This is a genomic window from Vannielia litorea (assembly GCF_019801175.1).
In the GTDB taxonomy this organism is placed as follows: Bacteria; Pseudomonadota; Alphaproteobacteria; order Rhodobacterales; family Rhodobacteraceae; genus Vannielia; species Vannielia litorea_B.
Genome location: NZ_JAHVJR010000001.1, coordinates 2,017,563 through 2,040,178, shown reverse-complemented (window position 1 = coordinate 2,040,178; position 22,616 = coordinate 2,017,563). Strand labels below are relative to the sequence as shown.

Annotated in this window: 19 protein-coding genes and 1 tRNA gene; 9 read left to right on the top strand and 11 right to left on the bottom strand. The window is 65.0% G+C overall.

The genetic code is table 11. From position 1 onward, the window contains the following. Positions 1 to 4: 4 nt before the first annotated feature. The gene (gene guaD, locus KUV38_RS09930) at positions 5 to 1,333 is read right to left on the bottom strand and encodes a guanine deaminase (protein WP_222469893.1); all 1,329 of its coding nucleotides are present in this window, start codon (positions 1,331 to 1,333) and stop codon (positions 5 to 7) included. Between the two features lie 163 nt (positions 1,334 to 1,496). Between guaD and mgtE the strand changes: the two genes are divergently transcribed. The 5 genes from mgtE to KUV38_RS09905 all read left to right on the top strand — a co-directional run bounded on the left by mgtE (position 1,497) and on the right by KUV38_RS09905 (position 5,756). Then, complete coding sequence (gene mgtE, locus KUV38_RS09925) at positions 1,497 to 2,918, top strand: magnesium transporter (RefSeq protein WP_222469892.1); 1,422 nt, start codon at positions 1,497 to 1,499, stop codon at positions 2,916 to 2,918. Continuing rightward, positions 2,915 to 3,466, top strand: a complete 552-nt coding sequence (locus KUV38_RS09920) for a 5-formyltetrahydrofolate cyclo-ligase (RefSeq protein WP_222469891.1) — start codon at positions 2,915 to 2,917, stop codon at positions 3,464 to 3,466. Before mgtE ends, KUV38_RS09920 begins: the two co-directional genes overlap by 4 nt. 79 nt (positions 3,467 to 3,545) lie before the next feature. After that, a complete protein-coding gene (locus KUV38_RS09915; RefSeq protein ID WP_222469890.1) occupies positions 3,546 to 4,319 on the top strand; it encodes an ion transporter in 774 nt (257 codons plus the stop codon). Between the two features lie 69 nt (positions 4,320 to 4,388). After that, the gene (locus KUV38_RS09910; RefSeq protein ID WP_222469889.1) at positions 4,389 to 5,201 is read left to right on the top strand and encodes a YmdB family metallophosphoesterase; all 813 of its coding nucleotides are present in this window, start codon (positions 4,389 to 4,391) and stop codon (positions 5,199 to 5,201) included. A gap of 99 nt (positions 5,202 to 5,300) precedes the next feature. Then, complete coding sequence (locus KUV38_RS09905) at positions 5,301 to 5,756, top strand: hypothetical protein (protein ID WP_222469888.1); 456 nt, start codon at positions 5,301 to 5,303, stop codon at positions 5,754 to 5,756. Positions 5,757 to 5,765: 9 nt separating this feature from the next. Here KUV38_RS09905 and KUV38_RS09900 read toward each other — a convergent pair whose 3' ends face one another. The 4 genes from KUV38_RS09900 to KUV38_RS09885 all read right to left on the bottom strand — a co-directional run bounded on the left by KUV38_RS09900 (position 5,766) and on the right by KUV38_RS09885 (position 9,264). After that, entirely contained in the window at positions 5,766 to 6,023 is a 258-nt protein-coding gene (locus KUV38_RS09900) for an HlyU family transcriptional regulator (RefSeq protein WP_222469887.1), read from the bottom strand. A 3-nt stretch (positions 6,024 to 6,026) separates the two neighbouring features. Continuing rightward, complete coding sequence (locus tag KUV38_RS09895) at positions 6,027 to 6,380, bottom strand: YigZ family protein (RefSeq protein WP_261385336.1); 354 nt, start codon at positions 6,378 to 6,380, stop codon at positions 6,027 to 6,029. Positions 6,381 to 6,390: 10 nt separating this feature from the next. Next, a complete protein-coding gene (gene hisB, locus KUV38_RS09890; protein WP_222469885.1) occupies positions 6,391 to 6,978 on the bottom strand; it encodes an imidazoleglycerol-phosphate dehydratase HisB in 588 nt (195 codons plus the stop codon). Positions 6,979 to 7,110: 132 nt separating this feature from the next. Beyond that, the gene (locus KUV38_RS09885) at positions 7,111 to 9,264 is read right to left on the bottom strand and encodes a hypothetical protein (protein WP_222469884.1); all 2,154 of its coding nucleotides are present in this window, start codon (positions 9,262 to 9,264) and stop codon (positions 7,111 to 7,113) included. 175 nt (positions 9,265 to 9,439) lie between these two features. Here KUV38_RS09885 and KUV38_RS09880 point away from each other — a divergent pair, with 175 nt between their 5' ends. Beyond that, complete coding sequence (locus KUV38_RS09880; RefSeq protein WP_222469883.1) at positions 9,440 to 10,420, top strand: MBL fold metallo-hydrolase; 981 nt, start codon at positions 9,440 to 9,442, stop codon at positions 10,418 to 10,420. Positions 10,421 to 10,468: 48 nt separating this feature from the next. Here the strand turns inward: KUV38_RS09880 and KUV38_RS09875 are convergent. From KUV38_RS09875 to KUV38_RS09860, 4 genes are all read right to left on the bottom strand, one after another. After that, positions 10,469 to 10,543, bottom strand: a tRNA-Gly gene (locus KUV38_RS09875). An 83-nt stretch (positions 10,544 to 10,626) separates the two neighbouring features. Then, positions 10,627 to 11,013 carry an MAPEG family protein gene (locus KUV38_RS09870; protein WP_222469882.1) on the bottom strand — a complete coding sequence of 129 codons (387 nt, stop codon included), beginning with the start codon at positions 11,011 to 11,013 and terminating at the stop codon, positions 10,627 to 10,629. Positions 11,014 to 11,086: 73 nt separating this feature from the next. Next, positions 11,087 to 11,674 (bottom strand): hypothetical protein, encoded by a 588-nt coding sequence (locus tag KUV38_RS09865; RefSeq protein WP_222469881.1) that lies wholly within the window; start codon positions 11,672 to 11,674, stop codon positions 11,087 to 11,089. 103 nt (positions 11,675 to 11,777) lie between these two features. Continuing rightward, on the bottom strand, positions 11,778 to 15,215 hold the full coding sequence (locus KUV38_RS09860) for a pyruvate carboxylase (protein ID WP_222469880.1): 3,438 nt from the start codon (positions 15,213 to 15,215) through the stop codon (positions 11,778 to 11,780). Positions 15,216 to 15,389: 174 nt separating this feature from the next. Between KUV38_RS09860 and KUV38_RS09855 the strand changes: the two genes are divergently transcribed. Then, positions 15,390 to 17,765, top strand: a complete 2,376-nt coding sequence (locus KUV38_RS09855) for an ATP-dependent helicase (RefSeq protein WP_222469879.1) — start codon at positions 15,390 to 15,392, stop codon at positions 17,763 to 17,765. Positions 17,766 to 17,949: 184 nt separating this feature from the next. On the opposite strand, the gene KUV38_RS09850 is transcribed toward KUV38_RS09855, so the two are convergent. Together KUV38_RS09850 and KUV38_RS09845 are read right to left on the bottom strand one after the other, a co-directional pair. Next, positions 17,950 to 18,834 (bottom strand): NAD-dependent epimerase/dehydratase family protein, encoded by an 885-nt coding sequence (locus KUV38_RS09850; RefSeq protein WP_222469878.1) that lies wholly within the window; start codon positions 18,832 to 18,834, stop codon positions 17,950 to 17,952. Between the two features lie 940 nt (positions 18,835 to 19,774). Continuing rightward, the gene (locus KUV38_RS09845) at positions 19,775 to 19,990 is read right to left on the bottom strand and encodes a DUF1127 domain-containing protein (RefSeq protein WP_222469877.1); all 216 of its coding nucleotides are present in this window, start codon (positions 19,988 to 19,990) and stop codon (positions 19,775 to 19,777) included. Between the two features lie 236 nt (positions 19,991 to 20,226). On the opposite strand from KUV38_RS09845, the gene KUV38_RS09840 reads away from it, so the two are divergent. Further along, on the top strand, positions 20,227 to 21,330 hold the full coding sequence (locus tag KUV38_RS09840) for an Mrp/NBP35 family ATP-binding protein (protein WP_222469876.1): 1,104 nt from the start codon (positions 20,227 to 20,229) through the stop codon (positions 21,328 to 21,330). 779 nt (positions 21,331 to 22,109) lie between these two features. Continuing rightward, the gene (gene mraZ, locus KUV38_RS09835; protein ID WP_222469875.1) at positions 22,110 to 22,616 is read left to right on the top strand and encodes a division/cell wall cluster transcriptional repressor MraZ; all 507 of its coding nucleotides are present in this window, start codon (positions 22,110 to 22,112) and stop codon (positions 22,614 to 22,616) included.

Below are 22,616 nucleotides of genomic sequence, written 5' to 3'. Positions count from 1 at the left end.
CCGGTCAGCGGCGGCTGACTCCGTTGACCCAAACGGCCTTCACCGCCCGGTCATCCCCCATCATCATTGTCGGAAAGAGCGCCTCCCAGATGTCGCGGGCGCGGGCGGCACGTTGGGCAATGGCCGGGGTCGAGGCAAGATCAAGCGCGATGATGTCTGCGGCCGATCCGGGCGCGAGCGTGCCCACCTCGGCCTCCATTCTCAGCGCCTTGGCGGAGCCGGTGGTGGCGAGCCAGAGCAGGTGGGCGGGGTGCAGCACCGCGCCGTTGAGCTGGCTGATCTCATAGGCCGCGCCCATCGTTCGCAGCATCGAAAAGGAAGAGCCGCCCCCGGTGTCGGTGGCCAGCCCAACCTCCACACCGCCCGCAACCAACCCGGCGGCATCGAAGACGCCGGAGCCGATGAAGGTGTTGGAGGTCGGGCAATGCACCACCGCCGAGCCGCTCTCCGCCAGCCGTGCCCGCTCGCGGTCTGTCAGGTGGATGGCGTGGCCAAAGAGCGCGCCGGGGCCGATTAGCCGGTGCTTCTCGTAGGTGGCGAGGTAATCCTCGGCATCGGGGCAGAGCTCCTTCACCCAAGCGATTTCCTCGACCTGTTCGGAGAGATGGGTCTGCATGGCACAGTCCGGGTGCTCGGCCCAGAGGGCGCCCATCGCCTCAAGCTGGGCCTCGGTGGAGGTGGGGGTGAACCGAGGCGTGATGGCGTAGCGTGCGCGGCCCTGCTTGTGCCAGCGTTGCAGCAGCGCCTTGCTCTCGTCATAAGCGCGCTCGGGGGTGTCTTTCAGCGCATCGGGGGCGTTGCGGTCCATCGCCACCTTGCCGCCCACCACTGCCATGCCGCGCGCCTGGGCGGCCTGAAAGAAGGCCGTCACGCTTTCGGGGTGCGAGGTGCAGAAGCTGGCAATGGTGGTGGTGCCGTTGGCAATCGCGAGGTCGAGGTAGCGCCCCGCGATGGTAGCCGCATAGAGCGCATCGCCAAAGCGGCTCTCTTCCGGAAAGGTGTAGCCCTCGAGCCAGTCGATCAGCCGTTTGCCCCATGAGGCGATGATGCCGGTCTGGGGATAGTGGGCATGGGCATCGACGAAGCCGGGCAGGAGCAGGGCCGCGCCATAGTCCACCCGTCGGGCGGAGGCGTGGCTCTCGATCAGCCGGGCGGCCGGGCCGATCTCGGTAATCCGACCGCCGCGCAGGACGATGCCGCCGCGGCTCAGGTGGCGGGCGGAGTCCTCGGGCGGGCTCGAGAAAGGGTCAGCGGTAAAATCAAGGATCTGCCCGAGCAGGAGGGTCTCGGCAGCCGCACCGGAGGCGGCGTCGGGGGAGGCGGGAGCAGACATGCGACAAGCGTAAGCGCCGCCCGCGCCTTGGTAAATGCGTGAAATGACAGCGGGCAGTGCCGCAAGGGCGAATTCACGCGGGGCGCGGCAATCGCCCCGCTGCGCCTTGCGCCTTTTCGCACGTGCAATATGTTGGCCGCGACGCCTAGAAGGAGGCCCGCCGATGAGCCGAGAGCCGATCACCGACGCCGAGGAGGACGAGCGCCCCGAGCCTCTCCCCGAGGAGCGCGAAGAGCAGGAATACGGCCTGCAAACGCCCTTCGTGCAGGCGGTGCTGGAGGCGACCTTCAACGATGACACCGGCACGCTCTCGGAGCTGCTAGACCCTCTCCATGCCGCCGACATCGCCGACCTTCTGGAACAGATCGGGGAGGGTCCGCGGCGCGAACTGATCCTGCTGTGGGGCGAGAACGTCGATGGCGAGATCCTCTCGGAACTTGACGAAACCATCCGCGAAGAGGTGATCGGCGCTCTCTCGCCCGAGGCGCTGACAGAGGCGGTGCGGGAGCTCGACTCCGATGATGTGGTCGACCTCGTGGAAGACCTCGAGGAAGAGCAGCAGGAAGCAATTCTGGAGGCGCTGCCTGCCGCCGACCGGATCGCGGTGGAAGAGGCGCTCTCATGGCCCGAGGAATCTGCCGGCCGCCTGATGCAGCGCGAGGTGGTGCGCGCGCCGGAGCATTGGGACGTGGGCCAGATGATCGATTTCATGCGGGCCGAGGGGCAGGAGCTGCCCGAGCAGTTCTACCACGTCATCCTGATCGACCCGAAGATGCACCCGGTGGGCTATGTCGCACTGGGCCGCATCCTTGCCAGCCCGCGTTCAACCCTGCTGAGTGATATCACCGAAGACAGCTTTCGCACCGTGCCGGTGGATCAGGACGAGGGCGAGGTGGCCTATGCCTTCAACCAGTATCACCTGATCTCGGTGCCTGTGGTCGACCATTCCGACCGGCTCGTGGGGGTGATCACAATCGACGACGCCATGTCGGTGCTCGACCTCGAGGCCGAGGAAGACCTGCTGCGCCTTGCTGGTGTGGGCGATGAAAGCCGGGTGACGGACTCGGTGTGGGAGACCACAAAGCTGCGCTTTCCGTGGCTGGCAGTGAACCTCGTGACCGCGATCCTCGCCTCACTGGTGATCGACCAGTTCGAGGCGGTCATCGCGCAATTGGTGGCGCTGGCGGTGCTCATGCCCATCGTCGCCTCGATGGGCGGCAATGCGGGCACGCAATCGCTCACCGTGGCGGTGCGGGCCATCGCCACCAAGGACCTTACCGGCTCAAACGTCTGGCGTGTGATCCGGCGGGAGGCGGCGGTGGGCCTCGTCAACGGGCTCGCCTTTGCGGTGCTGATGGGGCTTGTGGGCTGGTTCTGGTTCGACACCGCCATGCTCGGCGCGGTGCTGGCGCTGGCGATGATCATCAACCTGCTGGTGGCCGGGCTTGCGGGCATCCTCGTGCCGGTGCTGCTCGACAAGTTCGATATCGACCCTGCGCTGGCCTCCGGCGCCTTCGTGACCACGGTGACCGATGTGGTGGGCTTCTTCGCCTTCCTCGGTCTGGCGGCGGTGATGCTGCTGTGAGCCTCGCGGAAGAGAAAAAGGCCGCCCGGGCGGCTGCCCTCGCGCGGAGGGCCGAGGCCCATGTGCAGTGGTCCGGTCATGCGGCGGGGCATCTGTCGGAGATATTGGCAGGCTATCGCGGCGTGCCGCTCGCGGGCTACATGGCGATGCGCGACGAGATCGACCCACTGCCCGCGCTGGAAGAGGCCGCCGCACATGGGCCGGTGGGGCTGCCCACCATCACCGCGCCCGCAACGCCGCTGGTGTTCCGGCTCTGGGAGCCGGGGGCAGAGATGGTCGCGGCGCGGTTTGGCACCTCGGAGCCGACCGGGGAGGTGATGCGGCCTGAGATTCTCGTGGTTCCGTTGGTCTCCTTCACCCGCGCGGGTGCGCGGCTGGGCTACGGCGGTGGGTTCTACGACCGGACGCTCGAACTGCTCCGCCGCGACGGCCCGGTGCTTGCCATCGGCTTTGCCTACTCTGCCCAAGAAGCGGAGTTTTTGCCGCAAGAACCGACAGATGCGCCGCTTGACATGATCGTGACCGAAGCCGGTGTGCTGACTTTCTGACCTTGCCGCTCATCGGGTTGACCCTGCTTCGCCGCATCCCCAAGTAACGGCTTAACAACAGTCGGAGCCCTCCCAGAATATGACTTTCCGTGAGCGCCTCGGCGCCTTCCTCGACCGCGGCGACGTTCAAAGTGCCATAACCGGGGTGATTGTGCTCAACGCCATCGTACTCGGCCTTGAAACCTCGCCCGAAGTGATGAGCCGTGTGGGCAGCCTCGTTGTCATCATCGACACGATCTGCCTTGCGATCTTCGTCGTCGAAATCGCAGCGCGGCTCTGCGCGCGGGGGTGGTCGTTTTTCCGCGGTGGATGGAACCTGTTCGATCTGGCGGTGGTGGCGGTAGCGCTGGTGCCGTCGGGCCACGGTTTCTCGGTACTGCGCGCCCTGCGGGTGCTCCGGGTGCTGCGGGTGATCTCTGTCGCGCCACGGCTGCGTCGCGTGGTGGAGGCCTTTCTGACCGCATTGCCGGGCATGGCCAGCGTGTTCCTGCTGATGGCGCTGCTGTTCTATGTGGGCGCGGTCATTGCCACCACGCTCTTCGGCGCCGCCTTCCCCGACTGGTTCGGCGACATGGGCACCTCGGCCTACACGCTGTTTCAGATCATGACGCTAGAAAGCTGGTCGATGGGCATCGTCCGTCCGGTGATGGAGGTCTATCCTTGGGCCTGGGCCTTCTTCGTGCCCTTTATCATGGTCACCACCTTCGCTGTGGTGAACCTGATCGTTGGCCTCGTCGTCAACTCCATGCAGACCGCCCATGAAGAGGAGAGCGTGGCCGCAACCGATGCCTACCGCGAGACGGTTTTGGCCCGCCTCGAGGCGATCGAAAAACGGCTGGCGGAGCGCAACTAAAGAGCCTCCGCGCCTGCCGGCAATGCACCGCATCTTGCCCTGTGACCCGATGCAGCTTAGGGCTTTCTCATGCGTATACTCTTTCTTGGCGATGTAATGGGGCGCGCGGGCCGGACGGCGGTGGCCGAGCGGCTCCCGGGCCTGCGCGAGGCGTGGCGGCTCGATTTTGTGGTGGTCAACGGCGAGAACGCGACCTCGGGGGCCGGTCTCTCGGGTGCGCATGCCAAGGCGCTGCTGGAGGCCGGGACCGATGTGATCACCCTCGGCGACCATGCCTTCGACCAGAAAGACATGCTCAGTTTCATAGGCTCGGAGCCACGGGTGCTGCGGCCGATCAACTTTGCCAAGGACGCGCCGGGCAAGGGCTTCCGGGTCTATGACGCGCCGGGCGGGCGCAAGGTGCTGGTGGCGCAGGTGCTGGGGCAGGTCTTCATGAAGCGCTGCTTTGACGATCCGTTCTCGGCGATCGAGCCGGTGCTGAAGTCGCACGTGCCCGGCGGGCTGGTGCAGGCCTCGCTGATCGACATGCATTGCGAGGCCACCTCGGAGAAAATGGGGATGGGCCATTTTTGCGATGGCCGCGCGAGCGTGGTGGTCGGCACCCACACCCATGTCCCAACGGGCGATGCCCAGCTGCTACCGAAAGGCACGGCATTTCAGGCCGATGCGGGCATGTGCGGCGATTACAACTCGGTCATCGGGATGGAGCCCGACGAGCCGATGCGCCGGTTCGTGACGGGCATGGCGAAGGGGCGGTTTCAGCCCGCGATGGGAGAGGCCACGCTCTGTGGCCTCTACGTGGAGACCGACGACCGCACCGGAAAGGCAAAGCGCGTGGTGCAGGTTCGGCAGGGCGGGCGGCTGGAGCAGTCGGGGCCGTAGGCCGAGCTTTCTGCAAATTGAGACGGGTTTACGTAAGGGCATCTGTCGCGTTAGGGTGGAGGTCCACCATTTTCAGAACTTCTCGATTAGGACTGCATCATGACACATGATCCCCTTGTAATGTCGGGGCATGCGAATGCCGATGGCACCGGCCCGATGGGCATTCTCTCCCCCGAACAGATGGAAGAGTGGATCGCCGGCAAGCTCGACATGGGCGCCAGCGAGCGCAAGTCGCGCGGCTCAAACATCAAGAGCGTTGTTGCGGCCTTCATGGATGGTGCCGGCAAGGCAACCAGCGGCCCCAACAAGCATGTGCCTCACGGCAAGTTCCAAGAGCCGAACCGCTCGCACACCAGCAAGTATCGTGGCCACGATGTCTACCACACCTCATCGGGTAAGATCGGCAAGTCGAACGGGATCACCATCTTCTACGTCAACCCGCAGGGGCATGACGGCAAGATCATCGGGATCGGCAATCACATCAATTCAACCACCTACGAGATCGAGTGGCATGTGCGGGATTGGCATGTTGGCCGGACGGTGTCGCTCGGCTGAGCAGGCCGGTCAGAACAGCCGCTCGCCCTGTTCGTCGATCATCTGGCAGGCCTTGCGCAGGCTGGCCTCCACCGCGTCGGTCTCATCGGCGATGACATCGGCGCGGATCATGTGGTGGCTTTGGCCATCCTTCTCGATCATCGCGCCAATCCGAAAGCCGCCGGGCGCCTTCTCGGGGCAAGGCGTGATGGAAAAGCCCTTGTGATCGACCGGCTCGGGGCCGGCGGGCTGGCTCTTGCCGCCGAAGAGTTTTGAAAAGAGAGACATGGGCTAACCCTCCATCTGGTCGAGATAATGGGTAACGCAATCCTGCACCCGGCGAAAGCGGTCGCCGCCGAGGTGGGTGCCGCCAAACCAGCGGGTGACGATCACCAGATGGTTCTCGAGCCCGGCGCGCTCCAGCATCCGCACGATCACCATGCCCGCGCCCGCCTCGCCGTCATCGCCCTTCAGCGGGCCGTCCGGCAAAAGGAGCGCCCATGTGTTGTGGGTCGCCTTGGCGAATTTCTTGTTGCGCTTCAGCTCTTTCAGAAGGGCCTGAACATCAGCCTTGGAGTCTGCCGGGCCGCCGGAGACGGCGTATTTCGACCCCCGGTCGGTAAGGACGTTCTCGCAAACGGTCAGACCCACGCGCTCAGAGCGTGCCCTTGGTCGAGGGGATCGCATCAGCCTTGCGCGGGTCGGCCTCCAGCGCATCCCGCAGGGCCCGCGCCGCTGCCTTGAAGGCGGCCTCGGCGATGTGGTGGCTGTTGAAGCCGTGCAGCGCATCGACGTGCAGCGTGATCCCGCCGTGGGTCGCGAAGGCCTGAAAGAACTCGCGCACCAGTTCATTATCGAAGGTGCCGATCTTCTGGGTGGGGAAGTCGACGTTCCACACAAGGAAGGGGCGGCCCGAAAGATCGAGTGCGGCCCGAACGAGCGCATCGTCCATCGGCAGCAGGCACGCGCCATAACGGGTGATGCCGCGCTTGTCGCCCATCGCTTCGGTCAGCGCTTTGCCCAGCGTGATGCCTACGTCCTCGACGGTGTGGTGATCGTCGATGTGCAGGTCGCCTTTGGCCGAGACCTTAAGGTCGATCAGGGCGTGGCGGGCCAGTTGATCAAGCATGTGGTCGAAGAAACCGACGCCAGTGGCGTTGTCGTAGCTGCCGGTTCCGTCGAGGTCGATCTCGACGGTGATCGCGGTTTCCGCGGTTTCACGGGTGACGCTGGCTGTGCGCATTGGGGCCTCCGGAACGGGTCTGAGGCGGTATAGGCGCGGGGGCGGCGCGGGGAAAGAGGTGCTGGCTCGGAGGAACGCGGGCTGTGGCGCGCCTGCGCCAGCCGGTTGCGTCCCTCCGTTTTTGTTCGCGCGTCAGCGCTCGTCCGATGGGGTTTTGTCGTCGTCCAGCGTGGGGAGCGGCGCGATCACCGTTTTCGCGCTCGCCTGAGGCGGTGCGGGCGGCGGTGGCGGTGCGGGAGGCTCAGGCGGCGGTGGCGCCGGTGCGATCTCTGCCGGGGCAGGCTCCGGCACCTCGATCTGCGGTGGCGCGGATTCTGGCTCAGGCTCAGGTGCTGGCTCTGGGGGCGTTTCGGGCGCGGCCTCGGCAGCCGGTTGCGGCGGCGCGGGGGCTGCCGCGGGCGCGGGGGCTGCGGCCCAAGGATCGGCGATTTCAGCCGGGGTCGCGGAGGCTTCCGGATCGTCAGCCAAGGCTTGCGGGGCCTGTGTGACCTCGTCACGCGGAACCGCAGCGGGTTCGGGCGGCTCGGGAGCGGCGGGTTCCTCCGCCACTTCTGGCTCTGGCGGGGCGCTCCAAGGGTCGGCAATAGCCGCCGGGGTGGCGCGCGTTTCGGGGTTCTCGGCAAGCGCCTGCGGCGTGGTGGTCACGCTGTCCGCTTCGGTGAGCGGGGGGAGTTCGGCCACAGGGGCCGGTTCCGGCTCGGCTTCGGCCTCGGGCGCAGGAGGAATCTCTGGCGGTGCGCTTGGCGGGATTTCCTGCGGCGGTGTCGGTTGAGGAACCTCCGGCGGCGGGGGAGGCGGTGCTTCTTGCGGCGGGTTTTCCGGGGTCTCAGGCGGTGTCGGCGGATGCGCCGGTTGCGGCGTGGGCTCCGGCACGGGTTCGGGGGCCGGCTCTGGCGTGGGTGCAGGCTCGGGTTTGGGCGTTGGCTCAGGGTCCGGCTCCAGCGCGGGCGCAGGCTCGGGTTGGGGCGCCGCCGCAGGAGCCACAGGCGCGTCCGGTGTTGGAGTTGGCTCGGGCGTTGGCGCAGGGGCTGTGGGTACTGCCTCTGCCTTGGCTTCAGGCGCAACCTCTGCGGCGGGTCGTGGCGTGGGCTTCGGGGGAACGAACCCGCTGGGCATGAGCTCTGCGGGCGGGGTGAAGGCCGAGGCTCCGGCCTGTTCTTCGGCGGCGGTTCCTGCAACTGCGGCCGTGGTCGCAGCCGCTGCGACAGGTGCGGCGGCGCTGGAGGGGGCGGATGGCCTTGGCGCGGGGGCCGCTCCGGCTGCAGCGGGCATCTCGCCGCCGATCACGGTTTTCTGCGCCGTGGCCGTGGTGCGATCAGCCCCGCCGGGGAGCGAGGCGGCCTCTTGACCGAGTGCGGCAAAGGCGGGCGCATCGGCATCCAGCCGGGTCTCCCAATCGGGGTTCGGCCGCTGGCCGCGGGTGGCGCCGATGTAGATTTGCAGCAAGCAGCCGTTGGTGAAGGCGTCGATCAATCCGGCCTTGGTGCCCCACGCAAAGAAGCCGCTGATGATCACAACCAGAAGGCCCGCGCCGGGTGCGACGAGGATGACCGGCACGAACAGGATGAGCCAGCCAACGAACGCCAGCAGGCTGTAGGCCCAGCCGAGCCCCTGCAACGTCAGCGCATTGCCGACCACGGGCTTGCCGTTCTGCGCCAGCAGCACCAGCCCCTCGCGGGCGGCGGCAAAGGGGTTCACCGCGCGTTTGCGCATCCCGTGGGCCAGCACCATCTCGTCCACCGGGCGCTCGGAAAGCCAGAGGTAGGGCTGGTTCATGCCAACGCCCTTGCCCTCGGGCTTCATCCTGAACAACTCCCTCAGGGGTAGCAGCGGGTTGATTGCGGGCAGGGTTTTCTCGATCTGGCCGCGCAGTTCCCAGAGGCGGTTCATGTCGCCGTACCGCTCGGCGACGATCGCCATACCAGCCTTGATCTGGCTGCCTTCCGGCAGGCGACGGCCTTCGAGGATCTCGGCCATCAGCGCCATGTGCGGCGCGCGGATGTACCAACAGAGGTGTTTGCGCAAAAACCACATGCCCACGCCCATGCCGCCGCAAAGCATGAGGATGAAGAGGAGCGGCATGGTCCGTGCGAGAGCGATCACGGTGCCAAAGCTGGCCCCGCCCTGCATGGCGCTCCGGGTGATCGCCACACCGATGATGTGCCCGATCCAGGCCAGCAGCGCGTAACAGGCTGCGATCCCGAGGAAGACCCCGAGGCGATATCCGGTAAAGGCGGCGGTTTGCTTCAGCAGTCCCCAGGCAAGGGAGGACTTGAAATTCCACATCTGTCAAATTCCCTCAGGCGCAATCAATGCTTAGAGCCTAGCGAAATTCGGCCACGCTTCAACCAATAGTGATGGGCGTGAGGAGGCTCGCTGTGCGCCGGAATGTTGCGGCGTGGGCTTTGCATGCGGGCGCGGAGGGACTAGCTGAAAGAGGCACTGAACGGAGCCGCAAGTCATGCCCAGAAATCGCTACTACACGGGCCCGGCCCGCAGCAACTTTGACGGGCTGCGGTTTTTCTCGCCCGGCCAGCCCATGCCGGATCGGGGCTTTGGTGACCTGTGGAAGTGGCATCGCAATGGCGAGCGGGCAAAGTGGCCACGGCATGTGGATGTGACCCCTTCCACACCGCCGGCTCGAAGTGACGCGCCCCGGCTAACGATGGTGGGCCACGCGAGCGTGCTTATTCAGGTGGCGGGGCTGAATATTCTGACAGATCCGGTCTGGTCAGACCGTGCCAGCCCGGTGCGCTTTGCCGGGCCGAAGCGGGTCACCGCGCCCGGGGTGCGGTTTGACGACCTGCCGAAGATCGACGCGGTGCTGCTCAGTCACAACCATTATGACCACCTCGATCTGGCCACGCTTCGCCGCCTTCATGCGGCGCACGCCCCGCTGATGATCATGCCGCTGGGCACCGATGCGACCGTGCGGCGGGCTTTGCGCGGGGCGCGAGTGGCGGTGGCGGATTGGCACGAGTCCGTTGCTCTGGGAGAGGGGGCGCATGTGACGCTGACGCCCGCCAACCACTGGTCGTCCCGCGGGCTGCGCGACAGGCGGATGGCGCTTTGGTCGGGCCACTGGATCGACACACCGAATGGTTCGATCTGGTTTGCAGGGGATACCGGATACGGCGACGGCGCGATCTTTCATGACATCCGCGCCCGCCACGGTGCGCCCGATGTTGCGCTCATCCCGATCGGGGCCTACGCGCCGCGCTGGTTCATGGCCAACCAGCATGTCGGACCGGAGGAGGCGGTGCAGATTTTCAAGGATGTCGGCGCGCGGCAGGCGCTGGGGATTCACTGGGGCACCTTCCAGCTGACCGACGAGCCGCGCGAAGAACCAGTGGAGCTCTTGGCCCGCGCTCTCGAGGCAGAGGGGATTGATCCCGCCCGCTTTCGCGCCTTCGCGCCGGGTGACATGCACGCAAGCGCCTAGGGCGCAAACTGCGCCAGTCTCACGATCTGATCTGTGAAGGAAACTCTCTGGAGCGGGCGATGAGATTCGAACTCACGACCCTAACCTTGGCAAGGTTATGCTCTACCCCTGAGCTACGCCCGCGTCCGTTGAGTAGCGGTGAGATAACGGCGGGGCCGGGCGGGTTCAAGGGAAAAATTCGCCCGTTCGGCAAAATTTTTCCGGGCTCAGAAAAGCGCGTGAAACAGAAGGCCGAGGCCCATGAGCAGAAGGGCCGAGAAGGTCAGCACCATGCCGGACACGCGCAGGGGCACGCTCATCCGCGGGCCGAGTAGGGCGCGGGCATGAAGGAGGCGGCCTGCCACGAGGGCGATGCCAAGGAGATGCAGGGCCAGAGCCGGCGCGCCTTGCCCCTCCGAGAGCGCGAGCAGCAGGATGCCCATTGGCGCATATTCGGCGCAATTACCCTGAGCGCGGGTCAACGCACGCATGCGTTTGTCGTCGCCATCGCCGAGCGAGATGCCCTTGCTGCGGCGGCGCACGGTGACAGCATAGCTCAGGCCAACAAAGAACAGGGCGAGCAGCCCGGCGTAGATAGATGTGACGGCGAACATGGACCCTCCGCTTGCAATTGCCGCATCTGACATCAGAGCGGGGCGGGCTTCAACGCCGTTTCTAAAGGCGGCTTCAGGCGTGGTTCAGCGCGGCGTCATGGGCGAAGAGGATATCGTAGCTGGATTGGCGCCACCCCGGCACCGGGCCGAGGTTAAACAGGTAGTCGCCATCTGAGCGCTGGTCCCTGCTGTCGGTCACCATCGGGCCGTTTCCGTTGAGGCGCTCGCTGCTTTCGAAGGTCATGCCGTCGATCACCAGCCAGACATGGCCGACCTCTTCGACCACCAGCCTGTCGCCGTCTCGCGCGTAGCTGCCATCGGCGTTGCGGGCATACTCGGTGCCGCGAAAGCCGATGCGCAGGTGCTGGTCTTCGCGTAACTGCCGCGTGGCGATTTCCTCAGTTGGAACGGGCTCATAGCCAAGTGCCTCGAGTTGTGTGCGCTGGCTCATGGTGCCGCCGCTCAGGGAAAGGTGGCCGTTGCTGGCGTGGTGGAGCACCCAGCGGGTGAAGCCCGAGCAATCGATCGCGCCGGCACTCTCGCGGGCGCGGGCAGGGGGGATACCAAGGCCGAGTTTTGCGCCGAGCCGATAGGTTCGGCCGGACCAGAGCAAGGCGGAGAGTGCGTCTGCGAGCCGGTGAGCCTCGAACTGGATCTGCATGATGCCTTCTCCCCGGTGCTACTGATCGGGAAAACATAGCATATCTTGCGGCAAAACGCACCGCCGGGGGCATTGGCCCGGCGGTGGCGAAGGTGGCGCGCCTTTACTCCAACTCGACCAGCAGATCCTTGGCGTCGATCTGGTCGCCGGGGGCGATGTGGATGGCCTTGACCGTCGCATCGCGCTCGGCGTGGAGGCCGGTCTCCATCTTCATCGCCTCGATGGTCAGTAGCAGGTCGCCCGCACTGACCTTCTGGCCCGCGGTCACGCCAACGGAGGCCACGGAGCCGGGCATGGGGGCGCCGATGTGGTTTTCGTTGCCGAGTTCCGCCTTGGGGCGGGCCTGCACCGCCGCCGTCACCCGGCGGTCGGGAATGCGCACCGTGCGGGGCTGGCCGTTGAGCTCGAAGAACACGCGGGCGATGCCCTCTTCGTTGGTCTCACCCTGGGCCGACATGCGGATTTCGAGCGTCTTGCCCGGGTCGATCTCAACGCTGATCTCGTCGCCCGGCTCCATGCCATAGAAGAACGTATCGGTCGGCAGGGTGCGGACGGGACCGTATTCCTCATGCCGTGCGGCATAGTCGGAAAAGACCTTGGGATACATCAGGTAGCCGTTGAGATCCTCGTCATCCAGATCGAAGCCCAGCTTCTCGGAGGCCTCCTTGCGGGTGGCTTCCAGATCAATCGGCTTCATCGATTTACCAGCCCGCTCGGTAAGGGGCTTCTCGCCTTTCAGCACTTTCTTTTGAATGGCCTCGGGCCAGCCGCCAGGGGGCAGGCCGAGGTTGCCTTTCATCATGTCGATCACCGAGTCAGGGAAGGCGACCTCGCGCTTGGGATCTTCGACATCGGAGCGGGTAAGCCCTTGGGACACCATCATAAGCGCCATGTCGCCCACCACCTTGGAAGAGGGAGTAACCTTCACGATATCGCCGAACATCTGGTTCACGTCGGCATACATCTGAGCGACCTCGTGCCAACGCTCCTCCAGCCCCATCGAGCGGGCCTGCGCCTTGAGGTTGGTGAACTGGCCGCCGGGCATCTCGTGCAGGTAGACCTCTGAGGCGGGCGCCTGCAGGCCGCTCTCGAAGGCGGCGTAATGGGCACGCACGCTCTCCCAGTAGTCGGAGATCTCGCGGATCGCGCCGATGTCGAGCCCGGTGTCACGGTCGGTGTATTGCAGGGCCTCCACGACGGTGCCGAGGGTGGCTTGAGAGGTGTTGCCGGAGAGCGCATCCATCGCGCAATCCACCGCATCCACGCCCGCCTCGGCGGCGGCGAGGATGGTGCCGCAGGCGATGCCGGCGGTGTCGTGGGTGTGGAAGTGGATCGGGATGTCGACCGCATCCTTCAGCGCCGGGATCAGCACCTTGGCGGCGGCGGGTTTGAGCAGCCCGGCCATGTCCTTGAGGCCGAGCACATGCGCCCCGGCCTTCTCCAATTCTTTCGCCATATCAACGTAGTACTTCACGTCATACTTGGCGCGCTCCGGGTCCAGCACGTTGCCGGTGTAGCAGACGGTGCCCTCGATGATCTTGCCGCTCTCGCCAACGGCATCCATCGCGACGCGCATGTTCTCAACCCAGTTGAGCGAGTCGAAGACGCGAAACACATCGACACCGGACTGGGCGGCCTGCTTCACGAAGCTCTCCACCACGTTGTCGGGGTAGTTGGTGTAGCCCACGCCGTTGGAGGCGCGCAGGAGCATCTGCGTCATGATGTTGGGCATGGCGGCGCGAATGTCGCGCAGGCGCTGCCAGGGGCATTCCTGCAGGAAGCGATAGGCCACGTCGAAGGTGGCGCCGCCCCAGCACTCCACGGAGAAGAGCTGCGGCAGGTTGGCGGCATAGGCCGGGGCGACGCGGATCATGTCGATCGAGCGCATGCGGGTGGCGAGCAACGACTGGTGGCCGTCGCGCATGGTGGTGTCAGTGATGAGGAGCTGTTTCTGCGCCTTCATCCAATCGGCCACCGCCTTAGGGCCCTTCTCCTGCAGGATGTTCAGCGTGCCCGCCGCCGGGGCCTTCACCCGGCTGGCGGGCGCCTTGGGTGGCTTGGCTTCTGCGGGCCTCGGGCGACCTGCCGTCTCCGGGTGGCCGTTCACGGTGATGTCGGCGATGTAGCGCAGGATCTTGGTGGCGCGGTCACGGCGGCGTTTGAAATCAAAGAGTTCCGGCGTCTCGTCGATGAACTTGGTGTGGTAGGTGTTGCCGGTGAAGGTGGGGTGCTTCAGCAGGTTCTCGACGAAGGCGATGTTGGTGGAAACGCCGCGGATGCGGAACTCGCGCAGGGCGCGATCCATCCGGGCGATGGCGGCTTCGGGGGTGGGCGCCCAGGCGGTGACTTTGGTGAGCAGGGAGTCGTAGTAGCGGGTAATGACCCCGCCGGCGTAGGCGGTGCCGCCATCGAGCCGGATGCCCATGCCGGTGGCGGAGCGGTAGGCGGTGAGGCGGCCATAGTCGGGGATGAAGTTGTTGAGCGGGTCTTCGGTGGTCACGCGGCACTGCAGCGCGTGGCCGTTGAGCCGCACGTCGTATTGCGATGCGGTGCCGGTGGCCTCGATCAGCGATTTGCCTTCGGCGATCTTGATCTGGGCCTGCACGATGTCGATGCCCGTCACTTCCTCGGTGACCGTATGCTCGACCTGCACGCGCGGGTTCACCTCGATGAAGTAGAACTTGCCGGTCTCCATGTCCATCAGGAACTCGACCGTGCCCGCGCACTCATAATTCACATGCTCGCAGATCTTCTTGCCGAGATTGCAGAGATCTTCGCGCTGGGCCTCGGAGAGGTAGGGAGCGGGGGCCCGCTCGACCACTTTCTGGTTGCGGCGCTGCACCGAACAGTCGCGCTCCCAAAGGTGGTAGATGTTGCCCATGCTGTCGCCGAGAATCTGCACCTCGACGTGGCGGGCGCGGGTGATCATCTTTTCCAGATAGCCTTCGCCGTTACCGAAGGCGGCCTCGGCCTCGCGGCGGCCTTCGAGAATTTTTTCCTTCAGTTCCGAAGGCTTGTTGATCGGGCGCATGCCCCGGCCGCCGCCGCCCCAGCTGGCCTTCAGCATCAGCGGATAACCGATTTCCTCGGCTTCCTTGGCGATGGCTTCCATGTCGTCGCCCAGCACCTCAGTCGCCGGAATAACCGGCACACCGGCCTCGATGGCGACCTTGCGGGCGCTGGCCTTGTCACCCAGCTTGCGCATGGTTTCAGCCTTGGGGCCGATGAACTTGATGCCGTTTTCCTCGCAGGCATCGACGAATTGGGGGTTCTCGGAGAGCAGCCCGTAGCCCGGGTGAATCGCGTCGGCGCCGCTCATCTTGGCGACGCGGATCATCTCTTCGATGGAGAGATAAGCGGCCACGGGACCGAGGCCTTCGCCGATGCGATAGGCCTCATCGGCCTTGAAACGATGGAGGCCGAGCTTGTCTTCTTCGGCGTAGACGGCGACCGTCTTTTTGCCCAGCTCGTTGGCCGCCCGCATGATCCGGATGGCGATTTCGCCCCGGTTCGCGATCAGGATCTTGTTGAATTCGGCCATGGTTCTCCCCGTTCTTCTGCATTGCAGCAGGGATGATTGTTACGGAGATTTCACAGAAGTGAAAGGGGGGATGCTGCAATGCAGAAGCTGCAGATTTGCCAGAGCGGGTTTGCGGCGGAACGCAAGGTGAACACGCTCTTTCCCTCAGGGGCGCAACGCGATATGGTTTTGCGCATGAGCAGTATCGAGCCAGATCGGCCCCTGAGCCTGTCACAGCAGGCAGTGGCCGCCCGACCCGCGCCCTATCTTGACGGGCTGAACCCGGCGCAACGCGAGGCTGTCGAGCAGCTCGACGGCCCGGTGCTTATGCTCGCCGGGGCCGGCACGGGCAAGACCAAGGCGCTGACCACGCGGATCGCGCACCTGCTGCTGACGCAGCGGGCGCGACCAAACGAAATTCTCGCGGTGACCTTCACCAACAAGGCCGCCCGCGAAATGAAGGACCGCGTGGCGGGCCTGATGGGGCAGGCGGTGGAAGGAATGCCGTGGCTTGGCACCTTTCACGCGATCTGCGTGAAGCTTTTGCGCCGCCATGCCGAACTAGTGGGGCTCAAGAGCAACTTCACCATCCTTGATACCGATGATCAGTTAAGGCTTCTTAAACAGCTCGTCGCGGCGGCCAATATCGATGACAAGCGCTGGCCCGCGCGGATGCTCGCGGGGATCATCGACCAATGGAAGAACAAGGCGCTGACGCCCGACAAGGTGCCGACCTCGGAGGCCGGGGCTTACGACCACAAGGGTGTGGCGATCTACCGGGAATACCAGGCGCGGCTCAAGACGCTGAACGCCGTGGATTTCGGCGATCTGCTGCTGCACATGGTCACGATTTTCCAGACCCACGAGGACGTGCTGGCGCAGTATCAGCGCTGGTTCAAATACATCCTCGTGGACGAGTACCAGGATACCAACGTGGCGCAGTATCTGTGGCTGCGGCTGCTGGCGCAGGGGCACAAGAACATCTGCTGCGTGGGCGACGACGACCAGTCGATCTATGGTTGGCGGGGCGCCGAGGTGGGCAATATCCTGCGGTTTGAAAAGGATTTTCCGGGCGCGCATGTGGTGCGGCTGGAGCAGAACTACCGCTCGACGCCGCATATTCTGGGCGCGGCGGCCGGGGTGATTGCCGCCAACAAGGGGCGGCTCGGCAAGGAGCTTTGGACCGAGGCCGAGGAGGGCGAGAAGGTGCGCCTCATCGGCCATTGGGACGGCGAGGAAGAGGCCCGCTGGATCGGTGACGAGCTTGAGGCGATGGGCGGCGGCACTCGGGGGATGCGGCCTGTCGGCTTGAATGAATGTGCAATTCTGGTGCGGGCCTCGCACCAGATGCGGGCGTTTGAAGACCGTTTTTTGACCATCGGCTTGCCCTACAAGGTGATCGGTGGGCCAAGGTTTTATGAGCGGATGGAGATCCGCGATGCGATGGCCTACTTCCGTGTGGCTGTCTCGCCCGATGATGACCTGGCGTTCGAGCGGATCGTCAATGTGCCCAAGCGGGGGCTGGGCGAGAAGGCGATCCAGAAGATGCAGCGGGCGGCGCGGGCGAACGGGGTTTCGCTGTTCGAGGGCGCGCGGATTCTGGTGGCATCGGGCGAGCTGACGGGCAAGGCCAAGGGGCAGCTTGGGGCGCTCTTGGAGGGCTTTGGGCGGTGGCACGGCGGGGCGCTGGATGACGGCGATCACATCGAGCTGGCCGAGCAGATTTTGGAGGAATCCGGCTACACCGACATGTGGCAGAACGACAAGACGCCTGAGGCGCCGGGGCGGCTGGAGAACCTGAAGGAACTGGTGAAGGCACTGGAATCCTTTGAGAATTTGCAGGGTTTTCTGGAGCACGTCGCGCTCATCATGGACAATGAGAGCGAGGAGGACGGGCCGAAGGTGTCTATCATGACGCTGCATGCGGCGAAGGGGCTGGAGTTTCCGGCGGTGTTCCTTCCGGGTTGGGAGGACGGGCTGTTTCCGAGCCAGCGGAGCATGGATGAGAGCGGGGTAAAGGGGCTCGAGGAGGAACGGCGGCTGGCCTATGTGGGGATCACCCGGGCCGAGGAGCTTTGCACCATTTCCTTTGCCGGAAACCGGCGGATCTATGGCCAGTGGCAGAGCGCCTTGCCGAGCCGGTTTATCGACGAGTTGCCGGGCGAGCATGTGGAGGTTCTGACGCCTCCGGGGCTCTATGGCGGGGGCTATGGCGCGGCCGCCGGGGCCGGGATGGGCGGCACGGGCGGAGGCGAAATTCGCTCGACATTACATGAGGATGCGGCCCGCGCGGATGGCTACAACTCGCCTGGCTGGAAGCGCTTGCAGGCGCGGGCGCAGGTGCGGGGGGTGAGCCAGCCGAAGGAGAGCCGGAACATGGTGATCGACGCCGAGGCGGTCTCGTCGCACTCGGTCGGTGAGCGGGTGTTCCACCAGAAATTCGGCTATGGCGCGATCACCGGGATCGAGGGCGACAAGCTTGAAATCGCTTTTGAAAAAGCGGGTGTGAAGAAGGTCGTGGCCAAGTTCGTGGTGCCGGCGGCGAGCGCGGCGGATGACATCCCGTTCTGACCGTTCGGTGGGGTTACAAAAGGCCGTTAACCCTGCGCCGGACCCGATGCACAAGTGATGCACAACCGATGCACATTCCATGCATACGCACGTGTGGGCGGGGCCACGTTAACTAATGCAGCGTACGGTGGCGGGTCGGGTCCGGTTGCGCGTTGAGCGGAGATGAGTCGGGAAGGGTCCCGACCTACAGTTCGTCGCGCCAATCATGTTTGGGGGAGAAACCGACCAGCCGTTTGGCCTTCTCGTTGGTGTAGAAGGTCTCGTGCGCGCCCATCTCGCGCTTCTGCTCTACGCCTTGGTAGAAGCAGTCGATCAGCTCCTGCGTGGGGGCGGAGACGGAGTGAGTGTCATTCGCGACGTTGAAGACCTCGTAGCCGAGGCCGTCGGTCTTCAGGCAGCAGTCGACCATATGGCCGAGATCGCGGGCGTCGATATAGGCGAAGATGTTGCGGCGGCGCTTTTCGGGGGCGTCGATGAAGCTGGGGAACATCGTGGCGTATTCATGCGGCTCGATCACGTTGTTGATGCGCAGGCCGTAGATGTCGGCCCCGGAGCGCCGCTGGAAGCTGCGGGCGGTGGCCTCGTTCACGACTTTCGACATGGCGTAGCTGTCTTCGGGTTCCGTGGGGTGGGCCTCGTCGACCGGGATATACTCGGGCTTGCGCTCGCCATCGGCAAAGCAGACGCCATAGGTGGTTTCGGAACTGGCGAAGATCACCTTGCGGACCCCGGCTTTGAGCGCGGTGTCGATGACGTTGTAGGTGCCCAGCGTGTTGACGCGGAAGCACTCGGCATCGCCGGTGACCATGATCCGGGGGACGGCGGCGAAATGCACCACGGCGTCGAAGGACGGGACGCCGGTGCCGGGCTCCAGCTCGTCGAAATCGGCATAGGCCTGCATGGCATCGTGCATGGCGCCGAGATCGGTGATGTCGGCGATGCGGTTGAAGACGCCCTCCACATCAGACGGGGTTTGATCGACGTTCAGAACCCGGTGGCCTTGCTCGATCAGGTAGCGGGTGGCGTGACGGCCGGCCTTGCCGGAGCCGCCGGTGAAGAGAATGCGCATGGGGGCCTCCTTGGTTGGGGCGACCATGTAGGGCGGAGGCGGAAATGAAAAGCGGCGATGCTCGGGAGGAGGTGAGCATCGCCGCCGATATCAGATCGCCCAGGGAGGAGGACGGGCGCCTGAATTCTGGATCCCGACCCGAAGGAAGGGTGGGGCGGCTGCCTCGGGAGGAGGTGAGGCGCCGCCCCTATGCTTCCGGCTGCCCAGGGAGGAGGACGGGCGGGCCGAAACCGAATTGGGTGGCGACATGCCCGGGAGGAGGTGGGCTGCCGCCGGATCCCGGAGGCCCAGGGAGGAGGAGAGGGCGCTCCGAAACCGAACTTGGGTGGCGGCGACCTCGGGAGGAGGTGAGGTCGCCGCCAATCTCGGGTGGCCCAGGGAGGAGGACGGGCCGTCCGAAACCGAATTGGGTGGCGACATGCCCGGGAGGAGGTGGGCTGCCGCCGGATCCCGAGGGCCCAGGGAGGAGGAGAGGGCGCCTCGAAACCGTATTGGGTGGTGATGAACCCGGGAGGAGGTGGGCCATCACCGGATCTCGAAGGCCCAGGGAGGAGGAGAGGGCGCTCCGAAACCGTAACTGGGGCGGTGACCTCGGGAGGAGGTGAGATCACCGCCGATCTCGGGCGCCCAGGGAGGAGGTCGGGCGGACCGAAACCGAATTGGGTGCGGCCTGCCCGGGAGGAGGTGGGCTGCCGCTGGTCTCACGGCCCAGGGAGGAGGAGAGGGCTCGGAGACCGAAACTTTGGGTGGCGGCGATGCTCGGGAGGAGGTGAGCATCGCCGCCTTGTCACAGAACGCCCAGGGAGGAGGACGGACGTTCTGATCTCTATATCTCGCTCCGGTTAACCGGAGGTTTGCGGCGGCGACACCGGGAGGAGGGTGGTGTCGCCGCCAGAACGGAAAGCCCAGGGAGGAGGAGAGGGCTCTCCGCTATCTTGGGTCAGGCGCCGTAGGCGGCCTGGTAGGCAACCGACCGGAGGTTGGAGGGCGCGATGCCGAGGTCGGCAAGATCGCGGCTGGTCAGGGCCTGAAGTTCACGGAGCGTCTGACGGTAGACGCGGCGCTTGGCAGCGGCCTCGCGACGGGCTTCGATGAAAGCCTCGATGCGGCCAAGGATACCGGTGTGCGCGGTGTTATGAGCGGTTGCGTAAGCCATGGTGGCTGGTCCTTAAGTAGTCGTACCTGTGAGCGGGCTCGTTCTGTGCCCTGTTGCTTGAGACCAAATTAGGGTTTTGCTGCACCTGCGAAAAGGGCTTTTGCTGCAACGCGGCTATGCACGGAGTGAATAGGTGAATTTGGTGGAGTTTCAGCGCGTTAAGGCTAAATTTTGGGCGGTAAAGAAAATGACGCGGCGTCACTTTGGGGGTCGCCGGAAAATGTGAAAGGGGCGAGATGCCTGTAGAAAAAGGCGAAATCCAAACCGCTTTGACAAAGGTGGGACTTGCGGACGGCGGCGATCTTGTATCTCGCGACATGATTCGCGCGTTGCAGACTGGCGACAGTGGCGAGGTGAAGTTTGTCATCGAAGCGCCGGATGCAGCCGCAGCATCGCGGATGGAGCCGATTCTCGAGGCTGCAAAAGCGGCGGTTCTGGCGGTAGAGGGAGTCACCTCTGTTTCAGCCCTGCTTACGGCGCATAGCAACGCGCCTTCGGCCCCGCGGCAGGTGCCTGCGCCGGGCGGTCAGCAGCCGCCGAGCCTGAAAGTGGGGCGCCATCCCACGCCGCAGGCCGGCCCTCAGGCGGTGCCGGGCGTGAAGCGGATCATTGCGGTGGGCTCGGGCAAGGGCGGCGTGGGCAAGAGCACGGTGTCGGCCAACCTCGCCGTGGCGCTGGCCCGGCAGGGCCGGAAGGTGGGCCTGCTGGATGCCGATATATACGGCCCCTCCCAGCCCCGGATGATGGGCAATGCCAAGCGGCCCGCGAGCCCCGATGGCGAGAAGATCCTGCCGCTCACGGCGCATGGGGTTACCTTCATGTCGATCGGGTTGATGCTGGAGGAGGGTCAGGCGGTGATCTGGCGCGGGCCGATGCTGATGGGCGCGCTCCAGCAGATGATGACCCAGGTGGAATGGGGCGAGCTGGATGTGCTTATTGTCGATCTGCCGCCGGGCACGGGAGACGTGCAGCTTACGCTCTGCCAGCGCTACCCGATCACGGGGGCCGTTGTGGTGAGCACGCCGCAGGATGTGGCGCTGATCGATGCGCGCAAGGCGATCGACATGTTCGGCAAGCTGAAGACCCCGGTGCTGGGGCTGATCGAGAACATGACTACTTATATATGTCCGAATTGCGGGCATGAGGCGCATCTGTTCGGCCACGGCGGCGTGGCGGCGGAGGCGACGAGCCTTGGCGTGCCACTGCTGGCGCAACTGCCGCTGGAACTGGAGACCCGGCTGGGCGGTGACAGCGGTGTGCCGGTGGCCGCAGGCGAGGGCGCTGCGGCCGAGGCATACGCGGCGTTGGCGCGGGGGCTGGTGGAAGGCGGCATGGGGTGAATGCCTGAAGGGCTGTGCCCGGGGGTGAGGGGGAATTGCGGCGGGCGGCTTTTGGGCCGCCCGTTTTGTTTTGTGCAGTGTCCTTTGGTCGGGCGGGTGCGTTGCGGGTCCGAGAATGGCGCGCGATGGGAAATGGCCCCACCCGTGGGACGGCATGGCACGAGGCATGGGACTTTATGGGACTGACTCGCTTTTACGCCGGAATCGCGACGAATCGCGGGGGCGTGATGGGGCGGATTCCGAGGTTTGGGGCGTGAATTGGCGGTGGTCTTGGGGGCTTTGAGGGGCTAATTGGGGCTGCGCGGGAAGTTTTTTTGGGAAATTGGGGGACTTTTCTGCGTCCCCGCGGAATACCAGATTTAGTGCCGCTCTCCCATTTCCTCACCATAAATTCCGTGAATTGGCTGAAATTCCTGTGATCGGGTGGAACCGGCGGGGCATTACTGGTGCCGAATTCCGGAGTGAGGGGGCAAAGTGGTATTGCCTCCCATGATTTCCCATGCCATACCTAATGGCAGATGAAGACGGGAACACAAAGCGACGCAAGATCGCAAACTCCCAAAGTCAGGCAGACTTCATACAGGCACCCGCTTTCATCGAACGAAGAGATCCGGCGCGCGAGCGAGCAGACATCCCCCCCAGGTGGCGCGCGCAGCCGGACACCCAGAAATGGGACGAGGGCGGCGGATTGGGCACATGGCAGCAGCTCAATCCGCCGTTTTCATTTTGGGGCCGATTTTCGGGCCGACGGGCCCGCGGGACAGTGAAGGAGCGACAGCTTGGGTCGCAGGTTCAGAGGCGAGAGCCACCACAAGGTGGACACGAAGGGCAGGGTGAGTATCCCCGCCCTGTTTCGCCATGTTCTGGCCGCTGAAGACCCCGATTGCTCCGAGGGCGACAGCCCCAACCTCGTGATCGTTTACGGCGACCATCGCCAGGATCACCTCAAGTGCTACACCGTCAACGCGATCAACGACATCGACGACCGGATCGCCCGGATGCCGCGCGGCACCAAGCAGCGGCGCTATCTGGAGCGGCTCTACTCGGGGATGTCGCTGCCGACGCAGGTTGACGACACCGGGCGGCTGGTGCTGCCTGCCAAGCTCCGCGAGAAGATCGGGCTCGACAAAGAAGCCTTCTTTATCGCCACCGGCGACAGCTTTCAGATCTGGAAGCCGGAGACCTATGACGACGTGCATGGCGTCGATGATGAAGAGTGGCTTGACGAGATGGGCGAGGACTTCGACCCGCTGGAGCTGCTCGACAGCGTTCAGGAAGAGGGTTGA

Bases quoted from the DNA above. Each gene is read 5' to 3' on its own strand.
- guaD (WP_222469893.1), bottom strand. From the start codon at position 1,333: ATGTCTGCTCCCGCCTCCCCCGACGCCGCCTCCGGTGCGGCTGCCGAG.
- mgtE (WP_222469892.1), top strand. From the start codon at position 1,497: ATGAGCCGAGAGCCGATCACCGACGCCGAGGAGGACGAGCGCCCCGAG.
- KUV38_RS09915 (WP_222469890.1), top strand. From the start codon at position 3,546: ATGACTTTCCGTGAGCGCCTCGGCGCCTTCCTCGACCGCGGCGACGTT.
- KUV38_RS09910 (WP_222469889.1), top strand. From the start codon at position 4,389: ATGCGTATACTCTTTCTTGGCGATGTAATGGGGCGCGCGGGCCGGACG.
- KUV38_RS09905 (WP_222469888.1), top strand. From the start codon at position 5,301: ATGACACATGATCCCCTTGTAATGTCGGGGCATGCGAATGCCGATGGC.
- KUV38_RS09900 (WP_222469887.1), bottom strand. From the start codon at position 6,023: ATGTCTCTCTTTTCAAAACTCTTCGGCGGCAAGAGCCAGCCCGCCGGC.
- hisB (WP_222469885.1), bottom strand. From the start codon at position 6,978: ATGCGCACAGCCAGCGTCACCCGTGAAACCGCGGAAACCGCGATCACC.
- KUV38_RS09885 (WP_222469884.1), bottom strand. From the start codon at position 9,264: ATGTGGAATTTCAAGTCCTCCCTTGCCTGGGGACTGCTGAAGCAAACC.
- KUV38_RS09880 (WP_222469883.1), top strand. From the start codon at position 9,440: ATGCCCAGAAATCGCTACTACACGGGCCCGGCCCGCAGCAACTTTGAC.
- KUV38_RS09870 (WP_222469882.1), bottom strand. From the start codon at position 11,013: ATGTTCGCCGTCACATCTATCTACGCCGGGCTGCTCGCCCTGTTCTTT.
- KUV38_RS09865 (WP_222469881.1), bottom strand. From the start codon at position 11,674: ATGCAGATCCAGTTCGAGGCTCACCGGCTCGCAGACGCACTCTCCGCC.
- KUV38_RS09860 (WP_222469880.1), bottom strand. From the start codon at position 15,215: ATGGCCGAATTCAACAAGATCCTGATCGCGAACCGGGGCGAAATCGCC.
- KUV38_RS09855 (WP_222469879.1), top strand. From the start codon at position 15,390: ATGAGCAGTATCGAGCCAGATCGGCCCCTGAGCCTGTCACAGCAGGCA.
- KUV38_RS09850 (WP_222469878.1), bottom strand. From the start codon at position 18,834: ATGCGCATTCTCTTCACCGGCGGCTCCGGCAAGGCCGGCCGTCACGCC.
- KUV38_RS09845 (WP_222469877.1), bottom strand. From the start codon at position 19,990: ATGGCTTACGCAACCGCTCATAACACCGCGCACACCGGTATCCTTGGC.
- KUV38_RS09840 (WP_222469876.1), top strand. From the start codon at position 20,227: ATGCCTGTAGAAAAAGGCGAAATCCAAACCGCTTTGACAAAGGTGGGA.